The 1,973-nt window shown below is 67.3% G+C and carries 2 protein-coding genes; one reads left to right on the top strand and one right to left on the bottom strand.

What is annotated here, in order from left to right:
* Nucleotides 1-79: 79 nt before the first annotated feature.
* Nucleotides 80-880: an IclR family transcriptional regulator gene (locus tag AB4Y86_RS17740; protein WP_441403472.1), complete on the bottom strand. Its 801-nt coding sequence runs from the start codon at nucleotides 878-880 to the stop codon at nucleotides 80-82.
* 179 nt (nucleotides 881-1,059) lie between these two features.
* Here AB4Y86_RS17740 and AB4Y86_RS17735 point away from each other — a divergent pair, with 179 nt between their 5' ends.
* Entirely contained in the window at nucleotides 1,060-1,875 is an 816-nt protein-coding gene (locus tag AB4Y86_RS17735; protein WP_441403471.1) for a maleate cis-trans isomerase family protein, read from the top strand.
* Nucleotides 1,876-1,973 lie beyond the last annotated feature (98 nt).

Genomic DNA, 1,973 nt, shown 5'->3' with positions numbered 1-1,973 from the left:
CGCTTCCCTCATCTCGAGGGAAGCGGGGGCCTCTCCTTTGTTGGCTCGGCTCCCTGCCGCTTCATCGTTCCGGTGCGTCTCAGTTCTGGCCCGGGTCCCGGTACCCCAGGGCGGCACTTGCCGCCTTGCCGGCGGCGGCGACCAACGGCCCCAGCCGTGGGACGTCGTCGCTGCTGATCCGCTGGATCGGGAAGCCCAGGCCCAGGACCGCTGCGAGCTCGCCGTCGTACCGGAACACGGGCGCGCTGATTGACCCGACGTCGCTGTTTCGTTCACCGAAGGCGGCGAAGAACCCCTGTTTGCGGGCCAGCTCGGCCTGCTCGTCCAACTGCGCCCAGCTGACCGGGGTGGACGGCGTAAACCGGGTGAGGTCGGTCCCGAGCAGGGCCTCCCGGGCGCCGGGATCGAAGGTGAGGAAGATCTTCCCCGGAGCGCCGGCGTGGATCGGCATGACCTGACCCACCAGGAACGGGCGCATGACCACGTGGCGGGTCTCGGCGACGGCCACCACGGTGCGGAACGCGCCGTCGCGCATGTATAGGCAGGCGGTTTCCCCCGTGGTGTCCCGGAGTTCGTGAAGGACGGGCCGGACCAGCCGCACCACGTCCAGGCCTAGGGTGCCGGGGGCCGCCCATTGGACCAGCCTGAGGCCGATCCGGTAACGGTCACCGTCACGGTCCAGGAATCCTTCGTGCACCATGTTCTGGACCAGCCGCTGGCAGGTGCTGGCAGGCAATCCGGTGGTGCGGGCGATCTGCTGGAGCGTCGGCTCGGGCGACTCGATCGAGAAGCAGTTGAGGATTTCGCTGACCTTGCGCAGCACAAGGATCGGCGTGGATCTCGGGCCTTGTTCTTTCGCCGCCGCGCTGCCGCCTGCCACCTGCTACCGCCCTCCTTGTCGAGTGTCCATCTTAGCCAGCCAGGGTCCCGCTCAAGGGACGTGAGCGTTGACACATCCAGAATAAACCCGCACTATGGGTTTGGAAACCACAATGTGGGTTAGACCGTGCCGGCTGCGGCCGTGCGAGCAGAGATTCAGCCAGAGAATTGGAAGCGACAATGACAGCACCTGATGCCCCGGGCGCCCACCAGACTGCCCCGAACGGGAAGACCAGGTCACGGATCGGCCTGATAGTCCCCAGCTCCAACACGACGATGGAAACCGAACTTCCGGAGATGTTCCGCCGGCAATCCGAAGCGACCGGGCACAGCTACACCTTCCACTCGGCCAGGGCGACGCTGAAGAGTGTCACGCCGGCCGAGCTGGCGGCCATGGTCGCCAAGGCCGGCGAGTGCGCATCGGCCGTCTCAGACGCCGACGTCGACGTCATCGCCTATGCGTGCCTCGTCGCGGTGATGGCCCAGGGCCCGGGAGCGCATGAGGGTTCCGAAGCGGTGATCGCCGAAGCAGCCGCCGCGAACGGGCACCCCGCTCCGGTCTCCAGCAGCGCCGGCGCCCTGGTCCGGACCCTGCAGGCCATGGGCGCACGCAAGGTTGCCATGGTCACGCCATATCTGCCCGAGCTGACCCAAATGGTCACCCGGTACGTCGAGGGCGCCGGCATCGAGGTGCAGGACGTGATCGGCCTCGAAGTTGCGGACAACCTGGCGGTGGGCCGCTTGGACGCAGCCGAACTGCCCGCCATTGCCGCCCGCCTGAACCGCACCGGAATCGACGCCCTGGTGCTTTCCGCCTGCGTCCAGATGCCCTCGCTGGCAGCCGTCCAGCAGGTCGAAGACGCGCTCGGTATCCCCGTCATTACGGCGGCCACCGCCACGACCTACGAGATCCTCCGTGCCCTCGGCCACGAACCGGCCATACCCGGCGCCGGACGGCTGCTCTCCGGACTGTTGACGCCCGTCGCCGCACCCTAGCCAACAGCAGACAAACCACCGTGGGCATACCGCCCGCACGCGTCAGAACAATGGAGTGATGATGAAAGTTCAGGAAGTGACCCACGCGCAGGCTGTAC

The organism is Arthrobacter sp. 2YAF22_2 (assembly GCF_052114645.1).
Taxonomy (GTDB): Bacteria; Actinomycetota; Actinomycetes; order Actinomycetales; family Micrococcaceae; genus Arthrobacter.
The sequence above is the reverse complement of the archived record's forward strand: the minus strand, read 5'-3'. Positions and strand labels throughout refer to the sequence as shown.

Coding starts and splice junctions, on each gene's coding strand:
- AB4Y86_RS17735 (WP_441403471.1), top strand. CDS start 1,060: ATGACAGCACCTGATGCCCCGGGCGCCCACCAGACTGCCCCGAACGGG.